Genomic DNA, 15,839 nt, shown 5'->3' with positions numbered 1-15,839 from the left:
CAAACGCATCCCGATGAGCTTACTCTGGTAAGTGATTCGGGTAAGTGCGCGTAGCTAACACCCCTGCGGCTTCAAGGACGAAGGGGATCAGTAGCGTCTTTGCCACTCGGCATCACTCAGCACCTTAGCTGGGCGATTCATAAAGTGACGATAAAACGCATCATAAGCCAATACGTTTTTCACATAACCACGCGTTTCAGAGAACGGAATACTTTCGATAAATGCTACTGCATCCACCTGCCCACCGCTATTTCCCAGCCAGGTATTGACCCGCGATGGGCCTGCATTATAGGCAGCGCTGGAAAGGATCCGATTGCGACCAAATTGCTGATAGACCTCTTCCAGATAGCTGGTGCCAATCTCAATGTTGGTGACAGGATCAAGCAACTGGCTGCTATTCACATAACCGGGAATGTTATTCAGTTTAACGGTGTGCTCCGCAGTCCGTGGCATCACCTGCATCAGGCCTGTGGCTCCCACCGGAGATTGCGCTTTCGGGTTCCAGGCACTTTCCTGACGAGCTATCGCCATGGCATAACTTGGCGTTATCCCCTTGCCTTCGGTCGCCTGACGGAACTCTTTTGGCCAGGCCAGTGGGAAGCGCTCTTCCAGATGGTCCCATAGCTTGGCAACGATAGTTGCCTGAACACTCAAATCGGCCCACTTCTGATTAAATGCATAGCGCGCCAATGCTTCCTGCTCAGGTTTGCTGCGGCTGGCAACCAAATAGCTCCACTCGTTGCGTGCCAGATTATCCATATTCCAATACATCAATTCGCGCACCCGGGCAATTTCGGGCCGTTGTGCTAGTGAGGCATCAGGTTTGGTCGCAACCTCAACATTAATCGGGTAAGGCACACCCAGTTTTTGGGCGGCGACCATCGGATAGAAGCCTCGTTCCTGCATCAGACTGCGCAGAATGGCTTCGCCCTCGGCCTTCTTACCTTGCTCTAACAATAATGAAGCACGCCAGTAGCGCCACTCATCTTTACTTTGTGCATCGGCCGGCAAACGAGCCATCCATGCAGCTAACCCTTGGCGATCGCCCGTACCCAACGACATGCGGATACGACGCTCCAGCAACGGGGTGGAATGGCTGCGCAAAGTGACCTGATCGCGCCATTTAGCTTGGTCATAAGTCGCATCATTGCCCATCAAACGCCAGGCAACCGCTTCTTCCAGCTCCAACTTCTCGCTGTCACTCATTTTTTGCAGCCGCGCCAATGTTGGGATCATCGCACGCGCATTTTCCACGTCCTGACGCGCCAGTCGAGTAAACGCAATGAGGGTGGCTGAACGGGTAAAATCAGTCGGCCCGACGGTACGAGCAAAACTTTCAACACTGGCAGGATCACTTTGCAGTTTCGCCAGTGCCGTCCCCATAGTCTGGTAATCCGCTGGCAATTGTTTGAGTAAATAGCTTACCAAACTGGCATTACCCTCTTTAAGGGCTAGTTTCATACGAGCCAGTGTTGCCAGTGGTGTTTGGTGCCCGGCTTGTTGCCAGACACTGAATAATTTATCGCAACTACCCGGAAGCGCCTGGCCGTTAAGCCAAATTTCGCTGGCACCATCCCAGGCAACTTGCTGCTCACCGGTTGCCCATTTGGCATAGTAATAATTACAGCGCGCCGCCACCGGTTTAGGGGCTTGTGGGCTGAATGCCAATAATCCGCGCCAATCTTCACGACGCGCCAGTTCGTTAACAAAACGGGATGACAGCGAACGTGCCGGCGGCAGCGTGGGGTTACGGCTCAAGAAATCGCTCACTTGCGCCGCACTCACTTGGCTTAAATCTTGAGTTAACTGGCGGTACTCCAGATACGGATACAGAGGATAATCACGTAATGTCGGCATCAGTTGTGCCACGGTATCCATCTGATTACTGTCCCAGGCCAGCTTAACTTGCTGATAGCGTTGCCGTTGGGCATCAATGGAGTCGGCGAATGCCACTCCTGAAGTCGTCACCAGACACACGCCAATCGCCAGATATTGCCACTTGTACATACTTACTGTTTCCTCACTGGTTGTTGGCTACTGCATTTCACTTACCGCAACTTCTGATTAGCATAGTCATAATTAGTTCCGGCAGCAGGACATACTAACCAAGAGTTTCACCTGATAGCCAGAGATTACACATACAAACAGACATGGATAATTAATCTTTTCGGATGATAGTTCAAATGGCTGATGATATTCAGAGCATTGGTATAGATAGCTAACAGGATAATTCACTACCTAATGACTTATTATTCACTAGGTTAGCTAATAATTACGACCAAATATTTCGACTTTATTATCTCAGATCAAAGCACTATTTTGATAAAAATCTACTATCCTTGCTTAATATAACTATGTTGTTGTAAACATATCATTCAGAATCATTTTTTTGTCTTTTAATAAAAATCAAATAATAAAGGAGCAGGATCTTTTCATGGAAGAGTATTCACTGCCCTGTGCCGTTAACCTCGACGGTAATGAGATGAAAAACGGATAGATTTCAGATTTTTACATTTTAATTTTTAAGAAGGTTCTTTCAATGCAAAACTCATCAAATCCCAAACCCGCCTCGCCGCCAGAAGGCCAGGCCTGGTATCAACTTACCGTGGAAGAATCTTTGCAGCAGCTCAATAGCCGCGAAGAAGGGTTAAGCCAACAAGAAGCTGAAGAACGCCTTAAACAATACGGCCCTAACGCGCTACCTGCCAAAAAAAGTAAGCACCCCCTACTGCAATTTCTCGCTCATTTTAATGACGTCCTGATTTACATTTTATTAGCTGCTGCGTTAGTCAAAGGCCTGATGGGCCACTCTGTCGATACCATTATTATTCTTTGTGTCGCCGTCATTAACGCATTAATTGGTTATGTTCAGGAAAATAAAGCCGAGAAGTCACTGAAAAGCATACAAAACATGCTATCCAGTAAGGCTGTAGTCATTCGTGATGGCAATGCAAAAACCATTGATGCGCAAGATTTGGTGCCGGGTGATATCGTCACATTGAAACCGGGGGATAAGATCCCGGCTGACTTGCGCTTACTCGAAGCCCACAACCTCCAAATTGAAGAAGCTATCCTGACGGGCGAATCAACCGTCGTGGAAAAACAAATTGAAGTCATTGAAAACGAATCAGTGATTGGTGATCGTAAAAACCTGCTGTTCTCGGGCACCACTATCAGTGCCGGTACGGCAAAAGGGGTGGTGATTGCCAGTGGCGGTGATACTGAGTTGGGCCATATCAACCAGATGATGTCAGCGGTTGAAGCCACTCGTACCCCCCTATTGCAACAGATGGACCGACTGGGCAAAGCGATTTTCATCCTGATTCTGGTGATGATGGCATTCTTGTTCGTCTTCGCCTTTATTCTGCGCGACCTGCCGGTCAATGAGCTGTTGTTAGCTCTGATAAGCCTGGCGGTAGCCTCGGTGCCTGAAGGCTTGCCAGCAATCATTTCGATTATTCTGTCCTTGGGTGTGCAAGCTATGGCGCGCAACCGCGCGATTATTCGCAAGCTGCCAACGGTAGAAACCCTGGGTGCCATGACTGTCGTCTGTTCTGATAAAACCGGCACCTTGACGATGAACGAAATGACCGTCAAAGCGGTGATTCTGGCCGACAATTGCTACCGGGTTACCGGTGAAAGCTATGAACCGGTGGGTAACATTTATCCCGAAGGTAGTGAGCAGCAAGCTGTGCTGGAAGGGCCGTTAAAAACATTTATCACTGCGGTGAATTTATGTAATGACAGCCAGATTCAAAAGAATGACCAAGGCCATTGGACCATCGTCGGCGGCCCAACCGAAGGCGCATTGAAAGTCTTAGCAGCCAAATCTGGTATTGAGTTGGGTCAGGTGAGTCAACACGGAAAAATTCCGTTCGATTCTGCCTATAAATATATGGCCACCAGCCATCAGGTTGAGTCCGAAAGCTGTATCTTCCTGACCGGCGCGCCAGATGTGCTGTTTACCTTCTGCCAGCAAGAACTGACGGATAAGGGCGTCATTCCCTTCCGCCGTGATTACTGGGATGCCGAGATGACGCGCTACACCAAGCAGGGCCTGCGCATGTTAGCGGCGGCCTATCGTCCAACGGAACAGACGGTCAGCGAGTTAGGGCACAGCGATATCCAGCAAGGTATGATCTTCGTCGGCATCGCTGGCATGATGGACCCACCACGCCCTGAAGCGATTGACGCCATTGCGACCTGCCAACAGGCTGGCATTCGCGTGAAGATGATAACCGGCGACCATCAGGAAACCGCGATGGCGATTGGTGCCATGCTGGGTATAGGTAATGGTAAAGACTCCATTACCGGCGGCCAGTTAGAGCATATGGATGATAAAGAACTGGCTGAAGCCGCTGTTCGTTATGATATTTTTGCCCGTACCAGCCCTGAGCACAAACTGCGTCTGGTAAAAGCGCTGCAAGAGAAAGGCGAAATCGTGGGAATGACCGGCGATGGGGTCAACGATGCACCGGCACTGAAACAGGCCGATGTGGGGATCGCCATGGGCATCAAAGGCACCGAAGTGACAAAAGAAGCCGCCGATATGGTGCTGTCAGATGACAACTTCGCCACTATTGCTCACGCGGTTGAAGAAGGCCGCCGTGTCTACGATAACCTGAAGAAAACCATTCTGTTTGTCTTGCCGACCAACCTGGCACAAGGATTATTAATCATCTTTGCTATCCTGGTGGGCGCAGTTATTCCACTCACACCGCTGCAAATCCTGTGGATAAACATGGCCACCTCCACCACGCTTTCATTCGGTTTAGCATTTGAGCCGGCAGAAAGAGGCATTATGCGCCGCAACCCACGCGATCCATCAAAACATGTGTTAGATGGTCATGCCATTTGGCGTATCGCGTTTGTCGGTACATTGATAGCGTGCAGCGCCTTTGCCCTGGAAGCCTACATGGAACCGCGCGGCTACAGCACTGAATTCATCCGCACCGTGTTGATGCAAACCCTGGTGACCGCACAATGGATTTATATGTTTAACTGCCGTGTGATGGACAGATTCCCACTGAACAAAGAAGTCTTTGTTAACAAGGGGCTGTGGCTGGTTTCTGGTGTGCTGATTCTGTTGCAGCTAGCCATTATCTATCTGCCATTTATGAATACCGCTTTCGGTACTGAGCCATTACCGGCTTATTACTGGGGCATCACACTGCTGGTTTCTATCGCCATTTTCTTGATTGTCGAAGTCGAAAAATGGGTCATCGGGCGCTTCAAACGCGCATCGAATTGAGTCTGATATCAATCAGCCCCCCTTCAAGCCCGGCGACTTTGCCGGGCTTTTTTTTATCTATCGCAAAGAGTATTTAAGATAAATCTCATATTGCCGATACCATGACTATTAATGAGGCAATTAATTCTTATAATAGATTAGCGGCGTTTCTTTTCTGGTGCTGCCATTAACATGTGAGTCACGTCGTCCTACAGGAAGCGCAAATATGAATATTGCACCTTGCGCAATCAACGGCGTCAATGATGTGAAATATCATTATCTACCTAAGCTATTTACGCCTCTGCGTATCTGCCGGCAGGCCTGCGCCCTCACATTATTACTTCTCTTCACTTTATTCGCTTCATTGCCCTCAATGGCTGCAAATAGCTTAAGTGAAGAACTTATTCATGAACGTAGCGATGCTGCGACAAAAATGGTGCTGGGTATTATCAGTTATTCGCGCTGGCCAACCCCACCACCAGTTATTCGTTTGTGTGTCATTGCCCCGACAAACTATGCGGAAGAGCTATTTAATCCAGCATTAATGCAAACCTCACATCCCATCAAAACCCAGCGTTATTCCCTACCCGACGCTTCGCTGGCAAGCAACTGTGATGTGGCCTATTTGGGCCATCTGGAGGAGCAACAACGTCAGGAACTGGCCACTCAACTCACAGGACAACCGGTTCTGACCATCAGCGAAGATTATAACGAATGCACTGTGGGCAGTGCGTTCTGTCTGTTACTGGAAGATAAGCAAGCCTCATTCAAAGTCAACATGGATGCATTAGCACGCGCCGGGATACGAGTTCATCCCAATGTGTTGCAACTTGCCCGTAAAAAGGCTGACGCATTATGAGTTCTATAAAAAATGAATCTGCTGAGCAGATAAAGAATCAAACTCACGCTACAAGGCTCCCGACGCTTGGCCGAGTTCTGGGCAGAATACACTTAATTGTGGCCCTGGTATCAGTGGCGACAGCCGGTATTTTCCTGACCTTAGTCGCCCTGTTTGCCTTGCGGGTTTACGCTGACCACAACCTGCATTTGATCGCCCGTTCGATCAGTTATACCACTGAAGCCGCTGTTGTTTTCGGCGATACAGTGGTGGCGAATGAAGCGCTGTCGATGATTGCCGCCAATGAAGAAGTCGCCGAAGCGAAGATTATGGATGTGAATGGCCGGGTTGTTGCCCAATGGACATTGCCTGACGACGGCCCCATGCATCAAATGGAGCAAAGTGTCGCCCGCTGGGCGTTGCCTGAACCGGTGGTGCTCCCCATTGTTCACTCTGGTAATGAGATCGGCAGAATAGTGATTGTTGGTCATGGTGGCAGCTTGCTGCGTTTTCTGCTGCAAGGGTTAGCGGGGCTTTTTGTCTGCCTTATCCTCAGTACCGCAGTGGCGATATTTTTGTCACGCCGCATGCTATTTGGCATCATCGGCTCGCTGAATCGCATTACCGAAGTTGCGCATAATGTCAGCCGCAACCGCAGCTTTGGTCAACGTGTCCCATCAGCGCAAATTGCAGAGCTGAATGAGTTAAGTCATGACTTCAATGGCTTGCTGGAAGAACTTGAAGTGTGGCAAAAACACCTCACGCAGGAAAATGATTCTCTGGCACACCGTGCTGCCCACGACAGCCTGACGGGTTTGGCAAACCGCGCTTATTTTGAAGGCCGCTTAAGCCGAACACTCAGTGATTGCAAAACCAACGAACACGTAGCGGTATTATTCCTCGATGGCGATCGCTTTAAAGAAATTAATGATAACTATGGCCATGCTGCGGGCGACACGGTGCTGACCACCATCGCTGACCGCCTGCGCGCATTATTACGTGAAAGTGATTTAGTCGCTCGTCTGGGCGGTGATGAGTTCGCCATCTTACTGGCACCTATTCATAACGCAGGTGATGTGCTGATTATTGCCGACAATATTATAAGAAGTATGACGCAACCCATAACGCTGCCTGATGGGAGTCAAATTATCACCTCACTCAGCATTGGGATTGCTATTTATCCTGACCATGCCCAAACGCCGGATGAGTTATTACAGCGGGCTGATGAGGCGATGTATCAGGCAAAGAAAGGTTTCCGGCCATGTGAACAAGGCACTGTTTATCAGTCGGACTATATTCATGCTGAAAGTACGTACACAAATTTAGGGTAGGTGACATGCTGGGTTTAAACAATAATCATCACAAAAATCCTCTGTGGATCAGTTTCTTGGCTCTTTGCTTGTTGGTATTAGTCGGGTGTCAGGCCAAGCCACACCAAGGACTGACCCCTGAACAAATTGCAGCGCTACAAGAGCAAGGGTTTAAATTAACCGATAATGGCTGGGAGTTTGGGTTAGCGAATAAAGTATTATTCGACAGTGAAGTGAGAAAGTTAAATGCATCGGGCGTGCAGACCGTCCAAAACATTGGTCGTGCTTTACACAATGTCGGAATTAATCATATGCGAGTTGATGGGCATACCGATGCTATGGGTGAGGATGGTTACAATCAGCAATTATCTTTCCAACGCGCTTCCGCTGTTGCAGACACGCTGGCCGCAATCGGTATTCCACGTGCCAATATTGAGGTTCGTGGCCGCGGTAAACTAGAGCCGGTGGCGGATAACCGCACAGCCAAAGGTCGGGCAGAAAACCGCCGCGTAGCAATAATCGTCACCGCGCCGTAGCCTTAAAAGAGCTCATCCCGATGAACTTACATCAGTAAGTGATTCGGGTGATTGAGTGCAGCCAACACACCTGTGACTTGAAAGATGTCATCAGCCATACCCTATAGATTTCAAGCCACAGGAAGGCGGCAAAGGAGGTCATCCCGATGAACTTACATCAGTCAGTGATTCGGGTGATTGAGTGTAGCCAACACACCTGTGACTTGAAAGATGACGGGTATAGTAAAACGGGCTACACTCCGCACCAGATATCCTAATAAAAACTGATCTAGAGAGGCTGAGGCAACGTGGCTCAATACGTCTATTCTATGCATCGTGTCGGTAAAGTAGTTCCGCCGAAACGACATATTCTGAAAAACATCTCCCTGAGTTTCTTCCCTGGGGCAAAAATTGGTGTGCTGGGTCTTAACGGCTCCGGTAAATCCACCCTGCTGCGCATTATGGCGGGCATTGATACTGACATTGAAGGCGAAGCTCGCCCACAACCTGGCATCAAAATCGGTTACCTGCCACAGGAACCCAAACTGAATCTTGAACAAACAGTGCGTGAGTCGGTTGAAGAAGCCGTTGGCGAAGTTAAACGCGCCCTGACCCGTTTGGATGAAGTTTATGCACTCTATGCCGATCCCGATGCTGATTTCGACAAATTGGCGAAAGAGCAAGGTGAGCTGGAAGCCATTATCCAATCCCATGATGGACATAATCTGGATAACCAGTTAGAGCGTGCTGCTGATGCTCTGCGTCTGCCACCTTGGGATGCCAAAATTGCCAACCTGTCCGGTGGTGAACGCCGCCGTGTTGCTATCTGCCGCCTACTGTTGGAAAAACCAGACATGCTGCTGCTGGATGAACCGACCAACCACCTGGATGCCGAATCCGTGGCTTGGCTGGAGCGCTTCCTGCATGATTACGAAGGCACAGTAGTCGCCATCACCCATGACCGTTACTTCCTTGATAACGTTGCGGGTTGGATTCTGGAACTCGACCGCGGTGAGGGTATTCCATGGGAAGGTAACTACTCCTCATGGCTGGAGCAAAAAGATGCCCGTCTGGCGCTGGAAGCCTCTTCTGAAGCCGCACGTCGTAAATCTATTGAGAAAGAGCTGGAGTGGGTTCGTCAGAATCCGAAAGGCCGTCAGGCGAAAGGTAAAGCACGTCTGGCTCGCTTTGAAGAGCTTAACAGCGTTGAATATCAAAAACGTAATGAAACCAGTGAGTTGTTCATCCCACCTGGCCCACGCTTAGGTGACAAAGTGCTGGAAGTTGAGCATCTGAGCAAATCTTACGGCGATCGTGTGCTGATTGACGACTTGACCTTTGCGCTGCCAAAAGGCGCAATAGTCGGGATTATCGGGCCGAACGGTGCGGGTAAATCGACTCTGTTCCGCATGTTATCAGGCCAGGAACAACCCGATTCCGGCACCATTTCACTCGGTGATACTGTACTGTTGGCCTCGGTTGATCAGTTCCGTGACAACATGGATGACAGTAAAACCGTGTGGGAAGAAGTCTCCGGCGGCCAGGACATCATGAAGATCGGTAACTTTGAAATTCCAAGCCGTGCCTATGTTGGCCGTTTTAACTTTAAAGGAATTGATCAGGGCAAACGAGTGGGCGAATTGTCCGGTGGTGAGCGCGGCCGTATCCATCTGGCCAAATTGCTACAGGTTGGCGGCAACATGTTGCTGCTCGATGAACCGACCAACGATCTGGACATCGAAACCCTGCGCGCACTGGAAAACGCCTTACTGGAATTCCCAGGTTGTGCCATGGTTATTTCCCATGACCGCTGGTTCCTTGACCGAATTGCTACCCACATCATCGATTATCAAGATGAAGGTAAAGTAGAATTCTTCGAAGGTAACTTTACTGAATACGAAGAGTGGAAAAAACGCACTCTGGGTGCCGAAGCACTGGAACCACACCGTATCAAGTATAAGAAAATGACCAAGTAGTTAATAAAAAGTCGTTTTTAAACTTTATCTCGACTAAAGGCCTGCGATTGCAGGCCTTTTAATGCCTATTCGGCTCACCTTGGCATTTCCAGCCCCTGCATATAATCCTCAAATACCGGATGCCCCATCACCACATCAATAAAGCAACTGAGTGCCGGAGAGTTCAGCTTGCGGCTCGGATAGACCAAATAGAGTTCATTGCCCTCGGCCTGCCACTGCGGCAAAACTTCAATCAACTGCCGGTTTGCAACCACTTCGCGACTTAAAAACGCAGGCAATAACGTAATCCCCCCATCATTGAGCGCACATTCACGGGCATACAACAGATTATCGGTAACATGCAGCGCGGGAACCTGCCAGCGAAAAAACTCGTCTTCATGACGTAAAATCAGAGCTTGCCAGGCACGATGGGCAATACAGCGATGGGTATCGAGCTGACGTGGGTGCAGCAATGGCGGATGCTGTGCCAAATACGCAGGCGATGCCAGCAGATAGCGCGGCGCATATCCTAATCGTCGGCCAATCAGCGAGGAATCCTGCGGCTTGCCAGTGCGCAGCGCTACATCAAAGCCATCCTCGACCAAATCCACCATGCTATCCGACACCAAAACCTCCAGCAGAACATCGGGATATTGCCGCTGAAAATCTGTCGCCAGCCGCGCCAACAAAGTGGCCCCCAGACCTGCGGGTGTCGAAATGCGCAGACGACCGCTGGGGTTATCCTTTAGGCGTTGCAGTGCCAGGTCAGCGCGCTCGGCAGCTTGCAGCATCTCCTGGCAATGCACCAAATAGCGCTCGCCAGCGAAAGTCAGGTTCAGTTGCCGAGTGGTTCTGGTGAGTAAGCGGATCCCCAAACTTTGCTCTAACTGACTGATCCGCTGGCTGACGCTCGATTTAGGCAAACCTACCATTGCAGCTGCGCGGGTGAAGCTGCCGCATTCTGCCACGCGGGCGAACAGCGCCATGTCCTGTAGTTGTTTAAACATAATTGAGAGGCTTAAACATGATTGTTTATCTCAGGCGAACACTGCGTTAGTGATTGTCCATCTTATCACTCTCATCAGATAGGTCTAGACTCAGTGAATAGGCTAAACAGGAGTAGGAACATCATCATGTCAATTAAAGCTATAGCTGTAAATCCGCAACAACCCGCTGATTTTATTGAAATCGCCCTGGATGCTCTCGCACCCGGCCCATTTGATTTGCTGGTCGAGGTCAAAGCTGTATCTATCAATCCGGTGGATACCAAGGTACATGGCGGTCTGAAAAAGAATGGCTTGCAACAACCGCGCATTCTGGGTTGGGATGCCGCCGGTGTGGTTGTCAGTATTGGTGAGAAAGTGACTGGTTTCCGTGCCGGTGATGAAGTGTGGTATGCCGGCGATATCACTCGTCCTGGCAGCAACGCTACTCAGCAATTGGTCGATGCCCGTATTGCCGCCCATAAGCCGTGCTCATTTAACTGGGCGCAAGCCGCAGCGCTACCATTAACCGCCATCACTGCGTGGGAAGCGCTATTCGAACACCTGAAAATTCAGCAGGCTAGCGCGGATCAAACTCTACTCATTATTGGCGGTGCCGGTGGAGTGGGTTCTTTGGCCATCCCGCTAGCCGCCTTGCGCAGCCCAGTTAAAGTGATTGCGACAGCATCACGCCCGGAATCAGCCGCCTGGTGTATTGAACGCGGTGCCGACCTGACTGTGGATTACCGTGACCTGAAAGCGCAGTTAGCAAAAGAAGGTATCGATAAAGTTGATTATATTCTTTGCTTGAATGACACCGATGGTCACTGGCCTGCGATTAGCGAGCTGATCGCCCCGCTGGGGCAAATCTGCACCATTGTGGAGAACGAAAAACCACTGGATCAGAATCAGTTAAAACTGAAAAGTGCCGCCCTGCATTGGGAGTTTATGTTCACCCGTAGCATGTTCTCTACACCGGATATCGCCCAGCAAGGAGAGATTTTAAAACAGGTGAGCCAGTTAGTTGATGAGGGCAAACTGCAAGGTACACTGAGCGAAACACTGCATGGCCTGACAGTAGAAAACCTGAAAGCTGCCCACGCGCAAGTCGCAGGCGGGCATATGCAGGGCAAGATAGTGATTGCTTACTAAGATTATCCTTCCCGCGCTTCAGCCAGCAATGAAGGGCGGGCCAATCTTTGCAGATCGGCGGCTAATAACTGTTGTACCAGTTCGACACAGCGCAAGAAGCGCTCGTCGTAGTCTGCCGACTCAACGTGGACGTATTCAATATTGTTGCTGCGCAACATCTGTTCCAGTAAATTCTGGAATGATTTGCGGTCACGATCACTGCCCAGACTGCGCAAACCATCAGCCACCCACGGCGTATTATTTTCCAGCAAAATAACCAGATCAAAGCGATATTCATCAATCAGCGCCTGGACAAATGGATGCTCGCGCCCTTCATATTTTTTACAAAATGCCTGCGTGGTAACAAAGTCGGTATCAATAAAGGCAACTTTATTGGCATATTTCACCGCAAAATCAACGTATTGCGCTTGCCCCAATGCAATCTTGTCATAATCGGAATATTGCAGCGCCATCTCATCGCCCCCCAAGTGGGAGAAAACATAGTCGCGGCCATATTCCCACGCACTGGTGGTGTTGAAAATATTGGCTAACTTATTGACCAACGTGGATTTACCGCTGGATTCGCCCCCCAGTATCGCCACGGTGCGAACAAAAAACGGTTTCACTTCGGTGGGAATATAATCCCAGTAGCGGAAAGGATCGCGGCGGATCTGGCGGCCACTGATATTCATAAAAGAGCGTTCAGGGTCGATCAAGATGGTTTCGATACCAAATTGTTCGCGATAATGTGGCGCATCCTGGCTTTCACTGGAGTAGATGAAATTCGGCACTATTCCCTTCTCATTCATGAACTTTTTGACCCCACGGCTCCAGACATCCCAGCCATGTGGATAGGGTTCAATGCCATGTTCATCAAATGAATGAATATGAATGTTTTTCTGATACTTAAAGGTTTGTAGTAACCAACGCAAGCGGTCACTGACAGTCGGCTGCTGTGACATTGAACTGTTCTCAAACAGCTCCAAATCGCGTGGCTCATCGTAACAAAGGATAATGTGCAGTTCATCGACCTGACTACAAGCACGCTGAATGAGATAGATATGGCCGGTATGCAGTGGGTAAAATTTACCAAACACCACGCCGACTTTTTTCTCACGGCGCGGAAACTCCAGCTCGAGGTAGCGGTGCAAGGCTTCTAGCTTTTGTGCACTCGGACTTTTGATTTTATCATTGAGTAACTGGCTTAAATAACCTTTGGTCATGCCGCTGGCATCTGCCACTTGCTGTAAGGTACAGCCTTTTTGCTTAATCGCTGTTTTGAGATAGTCGAACTGCAGCATACCGCCTCCTTGTTTAGCGCACTAAACAAAAATAACACAGTATGCTGCGCGATGAACACGACTAAATGAGGTGCTACAAATCTTCCAACACCGCCAGTGCATCGGCCAGTTTTTTGACCCCGAAAACCTGCATATTAGGCAATGGTTTCTTCGGCATATTGGCATAAGGCACGATAGCGCGTTTAAACCCGTGCTTAGCCGCCTCGGAGATACGTTCCTGACCACTTGGCACCGGGCGAATTTCACCCGCTAGCCCGACCTCACCAAACACCACTAAATCCTGTGGCAGTGGGCGGTCACGCAAACTGGAAACCAGCGACATCAGCAAGGCCAGATCAGCACTGGTTTCCGTCACTTTCACCCCACCGACCACATTGACGAACACGTCCTGATCTGACATCTGCAAACCACCGTGACGGTGCAACACGGCCAGCAAAATGGCCAACCGATTCTGCTCCAGCCCGACAGCCACCCGACGCGGATTCGACATCATCGAGTGATCCACCAGCGCCTGAATCTCAACCAGTAATGGACGCGTCCCTTCCCATACCACCATCACTGAACTGCCGGCGGTCACTTCATCACCGCGGCTCAGGAAAATCGCCGACGGATTACTGACCTCGCGCAGACCCTGTTCGGTCATGGCAAATACGCCCAACTCATTGACGGCCCCAAAGCGGTTTTTGTGGCTACGCAAAGTACGAAAACGTGAGTCGCCGTCGCCATCGAGCATCACCGAGCAGTCGATGCAATGTTCCAATACTTTCGGCCCCGCCAGCGAACCATCTTTGGTCACATGCCCCACCATCACGATGGCAACGCCACGGGTTTTGGCAAAACGGGTGAGATAAGCCGCAGTTTCACGCACTTGCGCCACACTGCCCGGCGACGATTGGATATCCGCCATGTGCATCACCTGAATTGAGTCAATCACCATCAACCGAGGCTGTTCTTGTTCGGCAATCAGGCAAATCTGCTCAATACTGGTTTCCGACAGCATGTTCAGGCCCGCAGTGGGTAATCCCAAACGATGCGCGCGCATCGCGACCTGTTGCAGTGACTCTTCGCCAGTGACATACAGGGTTTTCATGTTTTCGGACAATTTACAAAGCGTTTGCAACAGCAGGGTACTTTTCCCCGCACCGGGGTTGCCGCCGATAAGAATGGCACTGCCCGGCACCACACCGCCGCCCAGCACCCGATCAAATTCAAGGAAGCCGGTTGAAAAGCGCGGTAACTCTTCCAAACTGATGTCGGATAATTTCTGAACCCGGCTGACACCAGCATCACCGGCATAGCCGCCAAAACGCTCATTACGGGTCGATGATGTCGCGGCAGCTAGCCGAATCTCGGTGATAGTATTCCAGGCATTACAGGCGCTGCATTGCCCCTGCCAGCGCGGGTAATCAGCCCCACATTCATTACAGACAAAAGCTCGTTTTGGTGCTTTAGCCACATTTCACCTCAATCAAATAACCAACAGCTACTGCGCACTTTCATGTTTTAAACTACCGGTGAGGATACACAGCACACTCAGCAAATCGCCGTGGCGGATAGCCACTTTTGCTTTGGCATAAACTTTAGGTTTGGCGTGGAAAGCCAGCCCCAGGCCGGCAACCTGCATCATTTTCAGATCATTGGCACCATCGCCAATTGCCACGGTTTGCGCTACCGGGATATTCAGTTTTTCAGCCAGTTTGAGCAGCGTATCAGCCTTGTATTGTGCATCGACAATCGGCCCCAGCACTTTACCGGTCAGTTTGCCGTCTTTGATTTCCAACTCATTGGCAGCCACTTCAACCAGCCGCAATTTGTCACGTAGATATTCGGCATAATAGGTAAAGCCACCGGAAGCAATCGCCACATGCCAGTCCAACGCTTGAAGTTTGCGCACTAAACTGGTCAGCCCTGGCATCAATGGCAATTCATCACGCACTTGTTTGAGGATATTGGCATCGGCCCCTTTTAGGGTTGCCACGCGCTGGCGCAAACTGGCGGAGAAATCCAACTCACCTTGCATGGCGCGCTCAGTGACTGCCGCCACCTCTTCACCGACACCCGCCAACTTGGCAATCTCATCAATACATTCAATTTGGATAGCCGTGGAATCCATGTCCATCACTAACAAGCCCGGCGTACGCAGATGTGGGATCGCACCCAATGGGGCCACATCCAGCCCGCTTTCATCGGCCAGCGTTTTAATTCGCGGAGTCAAGCTGCCCGCCAGACGGATAACTTGATAATCTTCCACACACCAGGCGGAGACAATGACCATTGCCGCGCCCAGCTGGCGTTGAAAATCAGTAATACGCTTTTTATCCAGTTTTCTGCCGTACAACAGCCAACCTGTATGACCAGCCCGATAATCCAGCGGCATAACTTCATCGCCACTGAGTGAAAGTGGTAGACCCGGCCATTGGTAGATCTCCGCGGGAAGATCGCAATAGGTCAGACTATTAGACATGAATGACTCCTGTAGAAAACGGGGTAAAGGCAGACAAAAGGACGCATCAAGCTATCCTATCGCCCTGGCTTCTGGCAACATATACCCTAAATAATTCGAGTTGCGGGAAGGC

General features: G+C 50.2%; 11 protein-coding genes. 6 read left to right on the top strand and 5 right to left on the bottom strand.

The window, feature by feature from the left end; all coding sequences use genetic code 11:
* Window positions 1–87: 87 nt before the first annotated feature.
* Window positions 88–2,007, bottom strand: coding sequence for a murein transglycosylase (sltY, locus tag FTB31_RS19065; protein WP_050075824.1), 1,920 nt, complete (start codon window positions 2,005–2,007; stop codon window positions 88–90).
* Window positions 2,008–2,539: 532 nt separating this feature from the next.
* Between sltY and FTB31_RS19060 the strand changes: the two genes are divergently transcribed.
* From FTB31_RS19060 to ettA, 5 genes are all read left to right on the top strand, one after another.
* Window positions 2,540–5,251: a cation-transporting P-type ATPase gene (locus FTB31_RS19060; protein ID WP_019080571.1), complete on the top strand. Its 2,712-nt coding sequence runs from the start codon at window positions 2,540–2,542 to the stop codon at window positions 5,249–5,251.
* 205 nt (window positions 5,252–5,456) lie between these two features.
* Window positions 5,457–6,089 (top strand): YfiR family protein, encoded by a 633-nt coding sequence (locus FTB31_RS19055; RefSeq protein WP_050075822.1) that lies wholly within the window; start codon window positions 5,457–5,459, stop codon window positions 6,087–6,089.
* Window positions 6,086–7,399 carry a diguanylate cyclase domain-containing protein gene (locus FTB31_RS19050; protein ID WP_175628020.1) on the top strand — a complete coding sequence of 438 codons (1,314 nt, stop codon included), beginning with the start codon at window positions 6,086–6,088 and terminating at the stop codon, window positions 7,397–7,399. Before FTB31_RS19055 ends, FTB31_RS19050 begins: the two co-directional genes overlap by 4 nt.
* A gap of 5 nt (window positions 7,400–7,404) precedes the next feature.
* The gene (locus FTB31_RS19045) at window positions 7,405–7,914 is read left to right on the top strand and encodes an OmpA family protein (protein ID WP_050075820.1); all 510 of its coding nucleotides are present in this window, start codon (window positions 7,405–7,407) and stop codon (window positions 7,912–7,914) included.
* A gap of 287 nt (window positions 7,915–8,201) precedes the next feature.
* On the top strand, window positions 8,202–9,869 hold the full coding sequence (gene ettA, locus FTB31_RS19040) for an energy-dependent translational throttle protein EttA (RefSeq protein ID WP_077174264.1): 1,668 nt from the start codon (window positions 8,202–8,204) through the stop codon (window positions 9,867–9,869).
* 74 nt (window positions 9,870–9,943) lie between these two features.
* On the opposite strand, the gene FTB31_RS19035 is transcribed toward ettA, so the two are convergent.
* Entirely contained in the window at window positions 9,944–10,855 is a 912-nt protein-coding gene (locus tag FTB31_RS19035) for a LysR family transcriptional regulator (RefSeq protein WP_227731700.1), read from the bottom strand.
* A 126-nt stretch (window positions 10,856–10,981) separates the two neighbouring features.
* Here FTB31_RS19035 and FTB31_RS19030 point away from each other — a divergent pair, with 126 nt between their 5' ends.
* Window positions 10,982–11,983 carry a zinc-binding alcohol dehydrogenase family protein gene (locus FTB31_RS19030; RefSeq protein ID WP_227731699.1) on the top strand — a complete coding sequence of 334 codons (1,002 nt, stop codon included), beginning with the start codon at window positions 10,982–10,984 and terminating at the stop codon, window positions 11,981–11,983.
* 2 nt (window positions 11,984–11,985) lie between these two features.
* On the opposite strand, the gene nadR is transcribed toward FTB31_RS19030, so the two are convergent.
* From nadR to serB, 3 genes are all read right to left on the bottom strand, one after another.
* On the bottom strand, window positions 11,986–13,263 hold the full coding sequence (gene nadR, locus FTB31_RS19025; protein WP_050075815.1) for a multifunctional transcriptional regulator/nicotinamide-nucleotide adenylyltransferase/ribosylnicotinamide kinase NadR: 1,278 nt from the start codon (window positions 13,261–13,263) through the stop codon (window positions 11,986–11,988).
* 73 nt (window positions 13,264–13,336) lie between these two features.
* Window positions 13,337–14,719 carry a DNA repair protein RadA gene (gene radA, locus FTB31_RS19020; RefSeq protein WP_019080578.1) on the bottom strand — a complete coding sequence of 461 codons (1,383 nt, stop codon included), beginning with the start codon at window positions 14,717–14,719 and terminating at the stop codon, window positions 13,337–13,339.
* Between the two features lie 27 nt (window positions 14,720–14,746).
* Entirely contained in the window at window positions 14,747–15,727 is a 981-nt protein-coding gene (gene serB / locus FTB31_RS19015; protein ID WP_050075814.1) for a phosphoserine phosphatase, read from the bottom strand.
* Window positions 15,728–15,839: the final 112 nt, after the last annotated feature.

The organism is Yersinia proxima (assembly GCF_902170785.1).
In the GTDB taxonomy this organism is placed as follows: domain Bacteria; phylum Pseudomonadota; class Gammaproteobacteria; order Enterobacterales; family Enterobacteriaceae; genus Yersinia; species Yersinia proxima.
Note: the sequence above shows the minus strand (reverse complement) of the source record. Positions and strands in the feature narration are given on the sequence as shown.

Excerpts from the sequence above, each read along its gene's own strand:
- sltY (WP_050075824.1), bottom strand. The coding sequence starts at position 2,007 with ATGTACAAGTGGCAATATCTGGCGATTGGCGTGTGTCTGGTGACGACT.
- FTB31_RS19045 (WP_050075820.1), top strand. The coding sequence starts at position 7,405 with ATGCTGGGTTTAAACAATAATCATCACAAAAATCCTCTGTGGATCAGT.
- nadR (WP_050075815.1), bottom strand. The coding sequence starts at position 13,263 with ATGCTGCAGTTCGACTATCTCAAAACAGCGATTAAGCAAAAAGGCTGT.
- FTB31_RS19060 (WP_019080571.1), top strand. The coding sequence starts at position 2,540 with ATGCAAAACTCATCAAATCCCAAACCCGCCTCGCCGCCAGAAGGCCAG.
- FTB31_RS19035 (WP_227731700.1), bottom strand. The coding sequence starts at position 10,855 with ATGTTTAAACAACTACAGGACATGGCGCTGTTCGCCCGCGTGGCAGAA.
- FTB31_RS19030 (WP_227731699.1), top strand. The coding sequence starts at position 10,982 with ATGTCAATTAAAGCTATAGCTGTAAATCCGCAACAACCCGCTGATTTT.
- serB (WP_050075814.1), bottom strand. The coding sequence starts at position 15,727 with ATGTCTAATAGTCTGACCTATTGCGATCTTCCCGCGGAGATCTACCAA.
- FTB31_RS19050 (WP_175628020.1), top strand. The coding sequence starts at position 6,086 with ATGAGTTCTATAAAAAATGAATCTGCTGAGCAGATAAAGAATCAAACT.
- FTB31_RS19055 (WP_050075822.1), top strand. The coding sequence starts at position 5,457 with ATGAATATTGCACCTTGCGCAATCAACGGCGTCAATGATGTGAAATAT.